This window comes from Luteimonas panaciterrae, from assembly GCF_020511115.1.
Lineage (GTDB): Bacteria > Pseudomonadota > Gammaproteobacteria > Xanthomonadales > Xanthomonadaceae > Luteimonas > Luteimonas panaciterrae.
Map to the genome: position 1 here is coordinate 204,702 of NZ_JAJAVH010000004.1, position 15,345 is coordinate 220,046.

General features: G+C 60.4%; 15 protein-coding genes. 10 read left to right on the top strand and 5 right to left on the bottom strand.

What is annotated here, in order from left to right:
* Positions 1-222: 222 nt before the first annotated feature.
* The gene (locus tag LG367_RS05820; protein WP_226468284.1) at positions 223-3,228 is read left to right on the top strand and encodes a TonB-dependent receptor; all 3,006 of its coding nucleotides are present in this window, start codon (positions 223-225) and stop codon (positions 3,226-3,228) included.
* Positions 3,215-3,751, top strand: a complete 537-nt coding sequence (locus tag LG367_RS05825; RefSeq protein WP_226468285.1) for a hypothetical protein — start codon at positions 3,215-3,217, stop codon at positions 3,749-3,751. Before LG367_RS05820 ends, LG367_RS05825 begins: the two co-directional genes overlap by 14 nt.
* Before the next feature lie 393 nt (positions 3,752-4,144).
* Here the strand turns inward: LG367_RS05825 and LG367_RS05830 are convergent, their stop codons facing one another.
* Both LG367_RS05830 and LG367_RS05835 read right to left on the bottom strand, forming a co-directional pair.
* Positions 4,145-4,384: a hypothetical protein gene (locus LG367_RS05830; RefSeq protein ID WP_226468286.1), complete on the bottom strand. Its 240-nt coding sequence runs from the start codon at positions 4,382-4,384 to the stop codon at positions 4,145-4,147.
* A gap of 46 nt (positions 4,385-4,430) precedes the next feature.
* Positions 4,431-5,069 carry a DUF6988 family protein gene (locus LG367_RS05835; RefSeq protein ID WP_226468287.1) on the bottom strand — a complete coding sequence of 213 codons (639 nt, stop codon included), beginning with the start codon at positions 5,067-5,069 and terminating at the stop codon, positions 4,431-4,433.
* Between the two features lie 527 nt (positions 5,070-5,596).
* Here LG367_RS05835 and LG367_RS18740 point away from each other — a divergent pair.
* Together LG367_RS18740 and LG367_RS05845 are read left to right on the top strand one after the other, a co-directional pair.
* The gene (locus tag LG367_RS18740) at positions 5,597-5,716 is read left to right on the top strand and encodes a DUF3653 domain-containing protein (RefSeq protein ID WP_226468288.1); all 120 of its coding nucleotides are present in this window, start codon (positions 5,597-5,599) and stop codon (positions 5,714-5,716) included.
* A 111-nt stretch (positions 5,717-5,827) separates the two neighbouring features.
* Complete coding sequence (locus LG367_RS05845; protein WP_226468289.1) at positions 5,828-6,415, top strand: hypothetical protein; 588 nt, start codon at positions 5,828-5,830, stop codon at positions 6,413-6,415.
* A gap of 26 nt (positions 6,416-6,441) precedes the next feature.
* Here LG367_RS05845 and LG367_RS05850 read toward each other — a convergent pair whose 3' ends face one another.
* A complete protein-coding gene (locus LG367_RS05850; RefSeq protein ID WP_226468290.1) occupies positions 6,442-7,014 on the bottom strand; it encodes a hypothetical protein in 573 nt (190 codons plus the stop codon).
* A 144-nt stretch (positions 7,015-7,158) separates the two neighbouring features.
* Positions 7,159-7,569 carry a DUF4124 domain-containing protein gene (locus LG367_RS05855; protein ID WP_226468291.1) on the bottom strand — a complete coding sequence of 137 codons (411 nt, stop codon included), beginning with the start codon at positions 7,567-7,569 and terminating at the stop codon, positions 7,159-7,161.
* 93 nt (positions 7,570-7,662) lie between these two features.
* On the opposite strand from LG367_RS05855, the gene chrA reads away from it, so the two are divergent.
* Positions 7,663-8,832 (top strand): chromate efflux transporter, encoded by a 1,170-nt coding sequence (gene chrA / locus LG367_RS05860; protein ID WP_226468292.1) that lies wholly within the window; start codon positions 7,663-7,665, stop codon positions 8,830-8,832.
* Between the two features lie 18 nt (positions 8,833-8,850).
* Here chrA and LG367_RS05865 read toward each other — a convergent pair whose 3' ends face one another.
* On the bottom strand, positions 8,851-10,140 hold the full coding sequence (locus LG367_RS05865; RefSeq protein WP_226468293.1) for an MFS transporter: 1,290 nt from the start codon (positions 10,138-10,140) through the stop codon (positions 8,851-8,853).
* Positions 10,141-10,391: 251 nt separating this feature from the next.
* On the opposite strand from LG367_RS05865, the gene cyoA reads away from it, so the two are divergent.
* The 5 genes from cyoA (at position 10,392) to LG367_RS05890 (ending at position 15,335) form a co-directional block, all read left to right on the top strand.
* Positions 10,392-11,459, top strand: coding sequence for a ubiquinol oxidase subunit II (cyoA, locus tag LG367_RS05870; protein WP_226468294.1), 1,068 nt, complete (start codon positions 10,392-10,394; stop codon positions 11,457-11,459).
* A 100-nt stretch (positions 11,460-11,559) separates the two neighbouring features.
* Positions 11,560-13,536 carry a cytochrome o ubiquinol oxidase subunit I gene (cyoB, locus tag LG367_RS05875; protein ID WP_226468619.1) on the top strand — a complete coding sequence of 659 codons (1,977 nt, stop codon included), beginning with the start codon at positions 11,560-11,562 and terminating at the stop codon, positions 13,534-13,536.
* Positions 13,529-14,164, top strand: a complete 636-nt coding sequence (gene cyoC / locus LG367_RS05880) for a cytochrome o ubiquinol oxidase subunit III (protein WP_226468295.1) — start codon at positions 13,529-13,531, stop codon at positions 14,162-14,164. Before cyoB ends, cyoC begins: the two co-directional genes overlap by 8 nt.
* Entirely contained in the window at positions 14,161-14,556 is a 396-nt protein-coding gene (gene cyoD, locus LG367_RS05885) for a cytochrome o ubiquinol oxidase subunit IV (protein WP_425490926.1), read from the top strand. Before cyoC ends, cyoD begins: the two co-directional genes overlap by 4 nt.
* Positions 14,553-15,335 (top strand): SURF1 family protein, encoded by a 783-nt coding sequence (locus tag LG367_RS05890; RefSeq protein WP_226468296.1) that lies wholly within the window; start codon positions 14,553-14,555, stop codon positions 15,333-15,335. The genes cyoD and LG367_RS05890 overlap by 4 nt, the downstream gene beginning before the upstream one ends.
* The last annotated feature ends 10 nt before the right edge of the window (positions 15,336-15,345 follow it).

Below are 15,345 nucleotides of genomic sequence, written 5' to 3' on the forward strand. Positions count from 1 at the left end.
AGGGGAACAGCCGATACCCGGTCCCGATTTTCGCGGCCCGGGGTAGGGTTCGGGCGGACCTGATTGTTATCACCCTGTGTAGGCGGTATCGATCGCGGTACTGCTCGAAATGGGGAGGTCATGAGCAGGGCGGGCAGAGGAAGTTGCCTCTACGGCGCGTTATGCGTCGCACTCGGTGTGGCTTTGGGCGTTCCGGCGCCCACGGCACGGGCGCAATCGTCCGTGCATTCCACGGCGCCGCGGCTGTTCGAGATTCCCGCTGGCCCGTTGTCCGGCGCGCTCAGTGCCTGGGGCGCGCAGAGCGGCATGCAGCTCGTGTTTCCTCCGGAACTGATCGCCGGAAAGGCCGCCAGGAAAGTGTCGGGCAAATACACGGCGGGTGAGGCGCTGAACCGTCTGCTGGGCGGGACCGGTGTCATCTGGGAGACGCTCAACGACTCCACGATCGTCCTGAAGAAGGCGCCACCGCCAAGGCCGCCGAAAACGACGTCCGCGGCATCCGGTGCGGCGACCACGGAGGAACCGAGAACGCTCGATCGCCTCATCGTCACCGGCTCCAACATCCCGACCGTCGACGCCGAAACCGCCTCGCCGGTGCAGGTCATCACGCGGATGGAGATCGAGCGAAGCGGCAAGGCCACCGTCGCCGATTATCTGCAGACGCTGACGGCAGACGGGCAGGGCTCCATCCCCAAGACCTTCGGCAACGGCTTCGCCAGCGGCGGCACAGCGATCTCGTTGCGCGGGCTCGGTGCCAGCGCCACGCTCATCCTGGTCAACGGACGCCGCATGGCTTCGTTCGGTCTGGCCGACGACGGCCAGCGGTTGTTCACCGATCTCAGTACGATTCCGCTCGAGATCATCGAACGCATCGAAGTGCTGAAGGACGGTGCTTCCGCGATCTACGGATCGGATGCGATCGCGGGTGTGGTCAACATCATCCTGCGCAAGGAATTCACCGGCGCCGTGGTGAAGGGGAGCTACGGCATCTCGGGGGAGGGCGACGGCGAACTGCGCAAGGGTTCGATCGCCGCCGGTACAGGCAATCTGGCGGGCGATGGATACAACGCCTTCATCAGCATCGAAGGCACGCAGGAGGACGCCATCCATGTCGGCGACCGTCGTGATCGCAAATGGATCGGCACCGGCGACTGGCGTCGCTGGGGATATCCACTCGATGCCAATGCGTTTCTGAGCGGCACGATCGTTGGCAGGAACGCGCAGGCCTCGCCGGTCGGCGCGATCGAACCGGTCTCCGGCTCGGGGCGATGGGAATCGCTGCCGGGCTGCGAAGTGTTGTCCGACGTGACCCCGCAGGACCCGGGTGGCGGCTGTTTGTGGGACAGCGCCCAATTTCGCGATATCTCGCCGAAGACGCGCAGCATCAATGTCTACGCCCGTGGGACCTTCGCGCTCTCAGATCGAGCGGAGCTGTACGCGGAGTTCGGATACGCGAGGAACAAGACGCGCTCTTCCTTCGCTCCCTCGAGCGTTTCCGGCTCCTGGGGCGGCGTCAATGCCAATTCTGGCCCTGGGGCGACCCGGCTGGGTGCCGATCATCCCGACAATCCCTACGACGTGCCGGTTCGTCTCCGCTATTCGGCATTCGACGTCGGCCCGAGAGTCAACGAATCCGACAATCAGGCCGCCCGCATCCTGATCGGGATGAAGGGCGTCGCGGAGGCATGGGATTACGATCTGGCCTACCAGCATTCGCAGAGTGATCTGCAAGTCGTCAGAACCGGGTATCTGCACTATGGCCGCGTGCGACAGGTGCTCACCGATCCCGACAGCCCGGTCGGCTACTGGCGGATCGGCGTTAATTCCGGTCTGAATTCGCAAGCGCTCTACGACTACATCTCGCCAAAGATCAGCGCGCATTCGACGACCAAGCAGGACATGGCCGACGCCAAGGCGTCACGCTCGCTGCTCGACTTGAAAGGCGGCCCGCTGGGTCTCGCGTTCGGCATCGAATTGCGCAGGCAATCGATCGCATTGACGCCGGCGAGTTTCACCGAGAGCAGGCAGATCATCGGCCTCGGATATTCCGCCTACTCGGGCGTGGAGGAAGTCGCGGCCGTCTATGGCGAACTGCAGGCGCCACTGACGGACTCCCTGAAATTGTCAGGCGCGGTGCGCCTGGACAAATACAAAGGCTACAAAGCCATCGCGAGCCCGAAGCTCGGGATCAAGTGGCAGCCCTTGTCCTGGATGGCATTGCGGGCGAGTTACACGGAAGGTGTGCGGGCGCCCAGTCCGATCGAAGCGGGCAATGGCGGCCTGGCGAGCTTCACTGCCGCGCGTGATCCGGTTCGATGCCCGGATGGCACGCCAGCGCCAGGTGCCGGTCCTGATGATTGCGAACTCAAACCGATCGACATTTTCATTGCGCCCAATCGCGATCTGAAGCCGGAAAGAGCGAAGCATTACTCGATCGGAGCGGTGTTCGATCCAACCCCGACGACATCACTGACGCTGGATTTTTTTCAAATCCGCCGCAGGAACGAAATCCTGGTTCAGGATTTCCTCGCCGAGCTCGTGAAGAACGGCGACAACATCCATCGTGACGACGACGATCTGCCCGGTCGACCACACACTGGAACACTCCAGGGCATCGATCTGGCCTATGCGAATGCCGATTCCACCTTCGTGCAGGGATTCGATTTCAGCGCCCGTCAGCGTTTCGAACTGGGAAGCTCGGCAAACCTCATGCTCGATCTTCAGTGGACGCGCATGAATTCGTTTGAACGCAATACGGGTGGCGTCAAGACGGAATACGCGGGCACGCACGGGGATTGCAATGTCACCAATTGCATCGGCATTCCCAAGGACAGGATCAACCTCGGCGCCACCTGGGACAACGGCGATTGGAGCGTCAGCGGTGTGGTGAATTATCGCGGCAAGCTCGACAACACCTATGGGAGGACGGAGCTGTTTTCCCCTGACGGCGTCACGATGCTCAGACGGCCTTCGGAATGCGGAAGCAAGTTTTCGGATGGGTCGGATGCGCCGCGTGGTTGCGAGCTTGAGTCGTTCTACACCATCAACCTGTCTGGAAGCTGGCGTCCCAGCGAAGTGCTCGAGTTGTTCGGATCGGTGCAGAACGTGACCGACAGGGTCGCGCCGCTGGATCCGCTGACTTACGGCGCCGTCGGCTACAACCCCCTCGATTACGGCGGCGCGGTTGGCCGCTATTACACGGTGGGCGTCAAATATGCCTTCCGATAACACTTTCGGTCCGACAAGGCCGAATTCAATTTTTGGGAAACGGAGAGGAGAAGAAATGAAAGCTTTATTCGCCGCGGGATTGATCCTGATCGCCATTTCGGGTTCATCCATCGCGGGAGATATCACGCTTCAGCAACCAGGCGAGATCATCGCCCAGCAGAAGGCGATTCGTGTGGACGTCGAAGCGGAAAAAGGACGATTCGAGACCATGCCCAAGGTCAAGCGCAAGAAGATCCTGGCCGACCAGGACAAGCTGTTCGGGCTTCTCGACGGGAAAACGGATGCTGCGGAATTGAGCGAGCCGGAGCGGACCGAAGTGAAGGCGCTGCTCGCATCGATTTCAGGTGCGATCGAGAACAAGGAAGACGAGCGCATGATCTGCACACGCGAGCAGAAAACTGGCAGCAACTTCACCACGAAGGTCTGTCGTTCGGTCGCACAGATTCGCGCCGAGAAGGAATCGGCGGACAGGAACATGAAAGACATGACACGGCAGACTTGTAGCGAAAGAGGCTGCTTCTGAGTCAATGGCTGACGGGCGGCCTGTTATCCGGTCGTCCGTTCTCCGGCATTTTTCGATTCATGCAAGGGTTTGCCTTGTCCGCAAAGGAATGCGGTGCCGCCGCCGGTTGCGGCTCGACTCGAATACTGCGGATCGCATGTTCGCTGCCTCGCCCGAGGTGAGTGGATCGCGCCAGCACAGTCCGCCAGCATGGTTGTAGGCGGTCACGTCGTCGCTGTGACGTCGCATGTCGATCACACATAGTTGTAGCCGGAGAGACTCCATGTCGCGCGTACCTCGGCGACATGCACGCCATTCATGAGGGTAGGGTGGAATGCGCTTTCCGGAAACGGCAGCAGCGAGCGCGCTGAAGTGACCAGGGCGATGTCAAGGACAGCCTTTGTTGACTTGCCGTCAGCCGTTCTCGATATATCCCAAAGCGTCTAAAAGCACGGACAGGCCTGATAAAAAAAATAACAACCCGAACAAGAAGAAGAGACAGCCAATAACAATTGCTCTCCAGCCGATTGCTGTCAGCACTGGAGGATCAAGTTCACCTACGTATTTTCTGCGGATGATGATTCGTACCGCCCAGACCATAACAATCAGCCCAATACCGGAAGTGCATACAATTAATGTGATAAGTTCGAGCATATCTAGAACTCTGGAAGATTGATGTCGGATTTATACAAGTCAGCTTCTAGGATCTCGAAAATTGATCTTTCCACGAGCCATCGTCCCACTGATCTACGATTTTTATATCGGGAAGGCCTTTCCATTCCCAAGATTCTTTAGGAAACTTCAAATTATATAAGTTTTTCCCCTCATTCATTAGAATTTGTCTTGCGGCCGCAATGTATTCGGAAAGATTAGGGGTGTCGTGAATAGCTACGTTGATGGCGGCGGCTGTGGTTTGAATAGAATCTGACAGCCACAGCATGACTAATTTTTCTTTGTATGAGAAGGGAGGGTAGTGTCCTTTTCTTGTTATCTGGATCATTTGTCCGTGCGTAAAGGCGTGCAGGTAACCTGGAAAACTGTCATGTAGTAGTTTTGCCTCAGGGAAAACTTCGACGATGGCCTCAAGAAGGCCGCCTATCAGTGGAAGCCGATCTTTTCTGCTTGGTTGTTTGCGCGGGTTGATGAGGTGCTTTATTTTGCTGGGTGGCGCGCAATACGCGAGCCAATATGCAGTTGCAGAGGCTTCAAGTAATGGACGAAGCAATGCAGCTGCGGAGCCAGTATTGTTCGCTTCTATCAATCGAGCGATGGCTAGATGATGTTCGCTCGCAAGGCTGGCTGCGCATTGGGCCAGATACAATCGTGCCAACTTGGGCAATTCGGTTGTCGTACGGCTATGTAGAATCCAACCGTGTTGCCGTGAGAGCAGGCAGCGTTGACTGAGGACTTCCAGTTCCGGTGTCGTGTACAACCTGTCCCCCTGACTGGCCCGCACAGAGCGACAGCATAGACCAGCCCGTCCTCGGTCTGCGTTGCTCACTGCAGTGGCGCGGCTGGCGACACTGCCCACAGACCGGCGACCTCATCGACCCGACCAGCTACACGAGCACCGAAACCACGCCGTCGATGCCAAGAAACATTTCAGAGCAGCTTTGAATTGCCGCGCTATGGATCAGGCCATTGCGATCGCATCGCGGTGGGGAACGCCCAGGCTTTTAGCCGGTTGGTTAAAGCTGCGAAGAGACGGAGGCCACATCTGATCTTATTTCGCATAATGTACATTATGTTCAATGCGATGCACCGCTTGGCTCGCCGCCTGCGCCACCAGTTGCTGGCGTGGCTGGTGCGCTTGCAGCTTTCAGACGATGGCGCTTACATGATCCCCCAACCTACAGGGGGTTAATCATGGACGACAGCGAGGCCAACCCCTCGGCGTGGTACGGATGGCGGCTGCAAGGCCGCCATCTCGTTTCCCCGGACGGCCAACGCATCCGCCCAGAGTTCGGCCATGCATCAAAGTCATGATCGTCCACCTCGCCGATTACCGTCACAACGACGTCGCGGTGAGCTGACCACCTATCCCCTGAGGAAATCTAAGGGCATCACGCTTATGATCTAAGACACAAGGGGGAAATTATGGATAGCGGAGTAGCTGGCCTCTTAGGCGCACTGATTGGCGGCATCATTTCATGGTTCGCTACATGGAGCATAGAAGTACGTCGAGATCGTAGACAGGCAAGAAACCTTGCTCTAGCAGCTGCTAGTGAAATAGACGCTGCGCTGGAAATGGTCAGTGCACGTAACTGGAGGCAAGAATTTGTGACGGCCCTTGCCTTGGCGGAAAAAGGGATCGTCGACCTCGGGACGATCCATGTTCGAGATGATTATCTTCCAATGTGCCGCGCGGCAATGGCTCATGCAGGCGTAATTAGCCGCGAACTCTCAGTGGATTTAGCAAGGTTCATTACACTTGCAGATGCGCTTACATCTGATCTTAAACGCATGGCTGAACATTCGCCAGGAACGTATGGAGCATTATTTGCTGAAGACGATGCCGAAGGCGCTGCAAGGGTCTATGAAAGCTTAATAAAAATTATAGATTCTGCATTTGTTGTTGGTACTAGAATGGTAACGCTAGTAGACAAAATGTATCCGAAAGAGATAAGCGGTTACGTGGCTCGCTTTAAGGGTGCTTGGAATATCATTGCTGCCGGATCGCTATAACGCATGCCTACTGCATATCAGAACAACTAACCTACTCTCGCTTCTCTGACCGGTTTGACCTTTGACGAAAGCAATGACGCAATACGATCGTTGAAAAGACAAAACACATCCAAAGTGTGCTCGCCGTGTCCACCGCCGCTGATCATATCTTCTGGCTTCTTAGGCACTGGATAACGCCCCAACCAAACTATGTATTTGGATAGGAACTCGCAAAGATCGGCTTCACTCTTACTCAATGAAACACCTGCGATTGCAGCAAGATCATTGAGGTTATGAGTTTGATACTTGGTATCGCTAGGATCTCGCGTGGCCTCGGAAAAATAGATGGCCTTCAATCCCACTTCGATAGTGTAACCGGCTAAAAGAAACGTAGAGCCCCAGCCGCTTACAAGAAAGCTGTCTAAGAAGTTCGCATTCGTCAGTTTGGCTGAATCAAAACTTTGAATCTCCACGTACATGCGATCAACAAGAATTCGAGAGCCCATAGAAAGCTGTTTATAAGTCGCGTGCCAACGATGCGGACTAACACTGTCTTCTGCGTGCGTATCAATACCGCCCGACGTAAAAAAGCCAACCATAGATTTCTTGCAATCATTCATGATCGCGTCCCTTCCTGAATCATGAATATATCTCAGAAACTGATCGGCTCGTAAGGCGGGTCTTGCCCGATGGAGCGGCGTGCATATGACCATGAATTGCCGCAGCGTGCTTGATCGCTGGCCTGATTGGGTTGGCTGGCCCGGTTAAAAGCCTCTACAGGCCGCAAACACGGCATCGTTGAGGCGTCGCCGTAGATCGATGCTTGAGGTGTTTTCCATGCGCGCCCGATCGCGCTTTGCCTGTTCGCATTCGGCGGATACGCGTGGCGTTCGGTGTTGCGGTGGACTGTGGTAGACCCGGTCCGTTCCGGCAGCCTTGGCAAGCCGTCGATTCTCGGCCATGCGCCGCTTGGCGTCGTCGCGGGCGCGCTTGTGGTCCTCGCTGGAGCGCTCCTCATCAGTCGTCACGTTCTTGACCGATGCTGTCCGGGTGCCCGAGGGGCACGGCATGTTCTGCAGTGTCACCTGCCCGCCTCTGTCTACGCAGCGGTAAACATCCGCTGCCGGCACTGACCCGGCAGTCAGACACAACAAAAAGCCCACGATCCATTTCATGGCATACCCCCTGTATGTCGGAGAATAGCCAAAGCATCGTCAGTGAGATTTCACGGTCAGATTGACGACGTCCAATCACGGAGCGCGTTGCCGGTGGCGGAAATTTTCTGGGTATTCCTGAAGCTGGGCCTGACTTCGTTCGGCGGTCCCATCGCGCATCTCGGCTATTTCCGGGAGGAATTCGTGCGTCGGCGGCAGTGGCTGGACGATGCGGGTTTCGCGCAGTTGCTGGCCGTCTGTCAGTTCCTGCCGGGGCCGGCCAGCAGCCAGTTGGGGTTCGCCATCGGGCTGTTTCGAGGCGGATGGCCGGGAGCGTTGATGGCGTTCGTCGGGTTCACCCTGCCCTCGGCGTTGCTGATGTTCGGTATTGCGCTGCTGGCGCCGCATGTCGATGGCGGCATCGGCAGCGCGGTCGTGCACGGGTTGAAACTGGTGGCGGTTGCCGTGGTCGCGCAAGGCATTCTCGGCATGGCGCGACAGCTGACGCCGGATGTGCCTCGTGTCCTGATCGCCGCGGTCGCGGCTGCGTTGATCTTGTTGACGGGCAATGTCTGGATGCAACTGGTCGCCATCGCGCTGGGCGGTGCGGCGGGACTGTGGATGTGCAGGCGTGTGACGCCGCCGCCAGCGGCGACTTTCCCGGTGCGCTATGGCACTGGCGTCGCGATGTCGTTCTTCGTGCTGTTTCTGGTCGGTCTTCTTGCGAGTCTGGCCTTGCCCACGGAGCAAACGGTTTCCACGGGTGGATTGGCCGCGGCGTTTTATCGAACCGGTGCTTTGGTGTTCGGTGGCGGCCACGTCGTGTTGCCGCTCCTGCAGCACACGGTGGTCGAACCTGGCTGGGTGACGTCGGATGCGTTCCTGGCCGGCTACGGTGCGGCGCAGGCGATGCCGGGGCCGATGTTTTCGCTGGCGGCGTTCCTGGGAGCGAGTGCATCGTTGGATACATCGCCAGGACTTGGTGCGAGCATCGCCTTGATCGCGGTCTTCCTGCCGGGTTTCCTGTTGTTGCTGGCGGTGCTGCCCGTATGGACGCGTCTGGCGGCGCGGGCGTGGGCGATTCGCGTCATGGCGGGAATCAACGCGGCCGTCGTCGGTCTTCTGGTGGCCGCGTTCTACGATCCTGTCTGGACTGAGGGGATTCGCGGTTTCGCCGATGTTGTGATCGCCGCTGTCGCCTTCGTGATGCTGATGGCGTTTCGTCTCTCGGCGCTGTGGACAGTGCTCTGGTGCGTCGTTGCTTCGGCCGCGCTGACTTTGTAGCGGATCGGCGAGGCGGAATCAGCTCTTCAGTTTCAAGACGCGATTCACGCCCAGCGCGGCCAAGGTGCAGATCGCGCCGGACAGCAGATAAGCGCCGACGAAGGCGAGGCCGAAATGCGCGCACAGGCCCAGCGCGACCAGCGGCGCGAAGGCGGCGCCGATCAGCCAGGCGAGATCGGATGTGAGCGCGGCGCCGGTATAGCGGTAGCGGGCGCCGAAATTGGCCGTCACCGAACCCGCCGCCTGGCCGTAGGACAGGCCGAGCAGGACGAAGCCGATCAGGATGAACACGTCCTGCCCCAAAGTGCCGGAGCCCAGCAGCGTCGGTGCGAAGCCGCTGAACATGGCGATCGCCGCGGCCAGCGCGCCGAGGGTGCGCGGACGGCCGAAACGGTCGGCGATCACACCGGAAACGACCATGGCACCGGCCGCGAGCAGCGCGCCGATGATCTGCACGCCGAGGAACTCGCTGACCGACTGGTTCGAGTACAGCAGAATCCACGACAGCGGGAAGATCGTGACGATGTGGAACAGCGCATAGCTCGCCAATGCCGCGAACGCGCCGATCACGACATGGCGGCCCTTGGCGGCGAACAGTTCGAGCACGGGCGTGGGCTCGAGATCATGCTGACCGAGCTCGCGCTCGTATTCGTGCGTGACCACCAGGCGCAGGCGCGCGAACAACGCCACGACATTGATCGCGAAGGCGGCGAAGAACGGATAGCGCCAACCCCAGTCGAGAAAATCTTCCTTCGACAAACTGGAATTGAGGAAGGCAAACAATCCGGCGGCGATGATGAAACCCGCCGGCGCGCCGAGCTGGCCGAGCATCGCGTACCAGCCGCGGCGATGCTTGGGGGCGTTCAGCGCCAGCAACGACGGCAGGCCATCCCAGGAGCCGCCCAGAGCGATGCCCTGCCCCACGCGGAACAGCGACAGCAATACGATGGAAAGCGCGCCGATCGTGTTGTATCCGGGCAGGAACGCGATGCCGGCGGTGCAGGTGCCGAGCAGGAACAACGCGGCGGTGAGCTTGGTGCTGCGTTCCCAGCGGCTCTGGATCCACATGAACAGCACGGTGCCGAACGGCCGCGCGATGAAGGCGAGCGCGAAGATGGCGAACGACCACAGCGTGCCCTCGAGCTTGCCGAGGAACGGAAAGAACACCGACGGAAACACCAGCGCCGAGGCGATGCCGTAGACGAAGAAGTCGAAATATTCCGAGGCACGCCCGATCACCACGCCGACCGCGATCTCGCCCGGCGCGACTTCCGAATGCGTGTCCGCATTGGGGGGCGGCGTGCTCATGTGGCCAGGGGTTGCATGATTCTCGGCGTGCATGGATTGGAGCTGGTCAGTTTTGGAGCTGGTCAGTTGCGGAGCGGCAGGCGTCATCGCCCTGTAGCACGGATGCCTGAGACATCCGCATGCCGGGATGTCGCTAGCTTCTCACCATCGCGCCAGTCGGGCCATAGGACAAAACGTCCAATCGTCGGCACTGCGAGTCACGACTAAAGTGCGTCATGCCGCGGCGGACGCGGTCCTGAATTCCAAGTGTCGTGTTCCTCCCCCCGATGACCACTCTGAAGTCCCTGTGCCGCCGATTGTTGGCCGCTGCCGCCCTGCTGCCCCTGGCCGGCTGCAATACGATCCTGCTGAACGCGCCCGGCGATGTGGCCGCGCAGCAAGGCAATCTGATCGTCGTTTCGACGCTGTTGATGCTGCTGATCATCGTGCCGGTGATCGCGCTGACGCTGCTGTTCGCCTGGCGCTACCGCGCTTCCAACAAGGAAGCGACCTACAAGCCCGACTGGGACCACTCGACCCAGCTGGAACTGCTGATCTGGGCTGCCCCGCTGCTGATCATCATCGCGCTTGGCGCGCTGACCTGGATCAGCACGCATACGCTCGATCCTTATCGTCCGCTCGATCGCATCTCCGCCGCGAAACCGGTGCCGGCCGGCACCAAGCCGCTAGTGGTGGAAGTGGTGGCGCTCGACTGGAAATGGCTGTTCCTCTATCCGGAGCAGAACATCGCCACGGTGAACGAACTGGCCGCGCCGGTGGATCGCCCGATCCAGTTCAAGATCACCGCGTCCACGGTGATGAACTCGTTCTACATCCCTGCCCTCGCCGGCCAGATCTATGCGATGCCGGGCATGGAGACTTCCCTGCACGCGGTGATGAATTCGCCCGGTGAGTACGAAGGCTTCTCGGCCAATTACAGCGGCGCCGGTTTTTCCGGCATGCGCTTCAAGTTCCATGGCCTGAGCGAGGGCGATTTCGAGCGCTGGGTGCAGAACGCGAGGAACAGCGGCAGCCCGCTCGATCGTCCCGACTACCTGCAGCTCGAGAAGCCCAGCGAACGCGAGCCCGTGCGCCACTACGCCAGCGTCGCGCCGGGTTTGTACCGCGCGATCCTCAATCGCTGCGTGGACACCGACCGCATGTGCATGGACGAGATGATGGCCATCGACGCCGCTGGCGGGCTCGGCCTGGGCAGTGTCGAAGCGCTGCTTCCGCGCCGCAAGGGCGATCTGCGCGGCGGCCCCATCGTGGCCTCGGCGATGTGTACCGCCGATAGCGCCGGCAAGCCGTGGAACACGGCGATCAGCCTCGCCCCATGACGCAAAAAAGACAGGCTTGGCGCGAGCGCCGCCTGCCGCAAGGATTCTTGGAGTCGATATGACCGAACAACCCCACCCCTCGGGAAGTCTCGCCCGGCTGATCTTCGGCCGGCTCAGCTGGGACGCGATCCCGCTGCACGAGCCGATCCTGATCGCCACCTTCGCCATGGTGGCGATCGGCGGCCTCGCCATTCTCGCGGCGATCACCAAGTACCGGCTTTGGGGCTATCTGTGGCGCGAGTGGTTCACCAGCATCGATCACAAGAAGATCGGCGTGATGTACATCGTGCTCGGTCTGGTGATGCTGCTGCGCGGCTTCGCCGACGCGATCATGATGCGCTTGCAACAGGCGATGGCCTTCGGCGACAACATGGGCTATCTGCCGCCGGAGCACTACGACCAGATCTTCACCGCGCACGGCGTGATCATGATCTTCTTCGTGGCCATGCCGCTGGTCACCGGCTTCATGAACTACATCGTGCCGCTGCAGATCGGCGCGCGCGACGTGGCCTTCCCGTTCCTCAACAACTTCAGCTTCTGGATGACGGCCTGCGGCGCGGGGCTGCTGATGATGTCGCTGTTCGTGGGTGAATTCGCCAAGACCGGCTGGCTGGCGTATCCGCCGCTGTCGGGCATCGCCTACAGCCCCGACGTTGGCGTGGACTATTACATCTGGTCACTGCAGATAGCCGGTGTCGGGACATTGTTATCAGGCGTCAACCTGATCGCGACCATCATCAAGATGCGCGCGCCCGGCATGACGATGATGAAGATGCCGGTCTTCACCTGGACCTCGCTATGCACCAACGTGCTGATCGTGGCGGCGTTCCCGGTACTGACGGCTGTGCTCGCGCTGCTGTCGCTGGATCGCTACGTCGGCACCAATTTCTTCACCAACGATCTTGGCGGCAACGCCATGATGTACGTCAACCTGATCTGGATCTGGGGCCATCCGGAGGTCTACATCCTGATCCTGCCGGTGTTCGGCATCTTCTCCGAGGTGGTCTCGACCTTCAGCGGCAAACGCCTGTTCGGCTACGCCTCGATGGTCTACGCGACCGTGGTGATCACGATCCTGTCGTACCTGGTGTGGCTGCACCACTTCTTCACGATGGGTTCGGGCGCGAGTGTGAACTCGTTCTTCGGCATCACCACGATGATCATCTCGATCCCGACGGGCGCGAAGATCTTCAACTGGCTGTTCACCATGTATCGCGGCCGCATCCGTTTCGAGGTGCCGATGCTGTGGACGGTCGGCTTCATGGTCACCTTCGTGATCGGCGGCATGACCGGCGTGCTGTTGGCCGTGCCCCCGGCCGACTTCGTTCTGCACAACAGCCTGTTCCTGATCGCGCACTTCCATAACGTGATCATCGGCGGCGTGCTGTTCGGCCTGTTCGCCGGCATCAACTTCTGGTGGCCGAAGGCGTTCGGGTTCAAGCTCGACCCGTTCTGGGGCAAGTGCTCGTTCTGGTTCTGGTTGACCGGTTTCTGGTTCGCCTTCGCGCCGCTGTACGTGCTCGGCCTGATGGGCGTGACGCGCCGCATGAGCCATTTCACCGATCCTTCGTTGCAGATCTGGTTCCAGATCGCCGCGTTCGGCGCGTTCCTGATCGCGATCGGCATCGCCTGCATGCTGATCCAGTTCTATGTCAGCATCCGCCGCCGTCATCAGCTGCGCGACGAGACCGGTGATCCCTGGCAGGGCCGCACGCTGGAGTGGTCGACTTCGTCGCCGCCGCCGGCCTACAACTTCGCCTTCACGCCGGTGGTGCACGACAACGATGCCTGGCATGACATGAAGCAGCGCGGCTATGAGCGTCCGACTTCCGGCTTCCTGCCGATCCACATGCCCAAGAACACCGCCGCGGGCTTCGTCATCGCGATCCTGAGCACGTTGTGCGCGTTCGCGCTGGTCTGGCAGATGTGGCTGGTCGCGGGCGTCGCCTTCGCGGCGATGCTGATCGCCGCGATCGTGCATACCTTCAACTACAAGCGCGATTTCAACATCCCGGTCGACGAAGTCGTCGTGACCGAGGACAAGCGCACGCAACAACTGGCCACCGCTCATGTCTGACGCTCACGCCATCGCCCTCCACCACCCCGACGGGCGTCCGGTCTTCTTCGACGCCAAGAGCAAGCACCATCCGGAGAACGGCACCCTGCTCGGGTTCTGGCTCTATCTGATGAGCGACTGTCTGGTGTTCGCCTGCCTCTTCGCCGTTTATGGCGTGCTCGGGCGCAGTTATGCGGCCGGTCCGTCGGGTGCGGATCTGTTCGATCTGTCGTTGGTGGCGGTCAACACGTCGATGCTGCTGTTCTCCTCGATCACTTATGGCTTCGCCATGGTGGCGATGCAACGCGGCAAGACCGGCGCGGTGCTGGCTTGGCTGGCGGTGACCGGCCTGTTCGGTCTCGCCTTCCTTGGCATCGAGTTGTACGAGTTCGCGCATCTGATCCATGAAGGTGCCGGTCCCCAGCGCAGTGCCTTCCTGTCCTCGTTCTTCGCTCTGGTCGGCACGCACGGCCTGCACGTCACCTTCGGTGTGATCTGGCTGGTGGTGCTGATGCTGCAGGTCGGCAAGCTCGGCCTGACCGCGGCCAATCGCCGCCGTCTGCTGTGCCTGTCGATGTTCTGGCATTTCCTCGACGTCGTGTGGATCGGCGTCTTCACCTTCGTCTATCTGATGGGAGTACTGCCGTGAGCCAGACACCCGCGCACTACGACAATCATTCCGATCACGGCGCCGATCATCACGATGACGGCATCCACTTCAGCGTCAAGGGCTACGCGATCGGCTTCCTGCTCTCGGTCGTCCTGACCGCGATCCCGTTCTGGCTGGTGATGGGCAAGGTGATCCCGAGTTCTGGGATGACCGCGTTCGTGATCCTCGCCTTCGCCGTCGTGCAAATCCTCGTGCACATGGTCTACTTCCTGCACATGAACACGAAGTCGGAGGGCGGCTGGAACATGCTCGCGCTGATCTTCACCCTCGTGCTGGTGGTGATCCTGCTTGCCGGCTCCTTGTGGGTCATGCATCACATGAATACCAACATGATGCCGATGTCGCCGCACGACATGCGCAACATGCCGTGAGCGCGCTCGATCACGAGCCTGCCCCCGCGAATGCGAAGCCGCGTGGCAAGACAGCGCTGATCGCGCTGGCCGTCGTCTTCATCGTCGCCTTCGTGGGATTGATCGCGCTGGGTGGCTGGCAAGTCCAGCGCCGCGCCTGGAAACTCGATCTGATCGAACGCGTCGAATCGCGCATCCATGCGCCGCCTTCCACCGCACCGGGACCGGATGAGTGGTCGCGGGTCAGCGTCGCCCGTGACGAATACAAGCATGTGCGGCTGGACGGCCGTTTCCTGGCGGATCGCGATACGCGGGTGCAGGCCGTGACCGATCTTGGCGCGGGCTTCTGGCTGCTGTCGCCGTTCCGCACCGCGGACGGTAGTGTCGTACTGGTCAATCGCGGCTTCGTGCCGGCGGACTGGAAGGCGCCAGTAGGTTCAAATCCAGCCTCCGCTACCAGTATCACCGGTTTATTGCGCATGACCGAACCCGGCGGCGGCTTCCTGCGCAAGAACGCGCCGGCCGAGGACCGCTGGTATTCGCGTGACGTGCAGGCGATCGCCGCCGCGCGTGGCCTGGGACGCGTCGCGCCCTACTTCGTCGATGCGGACCGCCAGGGCCCCGTGGACGCGGCCGAGCCGCGCTGGCCGGTCGGTGGCTTGACGGTGGTGCGCTTTCCCAACAACCATCTCGTCTACGCGCTGACGTGGTTCGGCCTCGCGCTGATGGTCGCCGCGGCCGCCTGGCGCGTGGCGCTGGAGGAACGCCGGCGGCGCGTCGCCGCCTACTCTTCCGGCTGAGAAAACTGTC